The sequence below is a fragment of the Halorubrum sp. Atlit-8R genome, assembly GCF_003666025.1.
Lineage (GTDB): Archaea > Halobacteriota > Halobacteria > Halobacteriales > Haloferacaceae > Halorubrum > Halorubrum salinarum.
Genome location: NZ_QPLV01000065.1, coordinates 1 through 452, shown reverse-complemented (window position 1 = coordinate 452; position 452 = coordinate 1). Strand labels below are relative to the sequence as shown.

The window sequence follows — 452 nt, the reverse complement described above, 5'->3', positions numbered from 1 at the left end:
CAGATGGGGGATGTGATTCGCGCCGTCAAAGTCAAACTCGACGTGCCCGACGAGCGGTGCGCCGACCTCCAGCAGACCAAAGAGCAGTTCCTCCACTGTGCGAACACGACCGCGGAATGGGCGTGGCGACACCCGGACGAGCACTGCGTCACCTCGAAACAACAGGCCGAAAACGCGCTCTACGACCGACTTCGCGACGAAACGGAGTTGACTGCGAACCCCGTTCAGAAGGGGATTCGACGCGCGATCGAGGCCACCAAAAGCGGTGTTGCCCGACTCAAAAAGGGCGAACCCACCAGCCAACCACAGTTCGACGCGTGGAGCGTCGTCTACGACAAGCGTAGCGCGACGTTCCATCGCGACTACGTCTCTCTGTCCACGGTGAACGGGCGCGTCGAGTGTGAGTACGTGATTCCTGACGATCCCGAGGAGACACCGATCGGCGAGTACCT

1 pseudogene is annotated in these 452 nt (G+C 61.3%); it reads left to right on the top strand.

What is annotated here, in order from left to right:
* Positions 1-3 precede the first annotated feature (3 nt).
* Positions 4-452, top strand: a pseudogene (locus DVK05_RS16595) (RNA-guided endonuclease TnpB family protein); the annotation flags it as partial.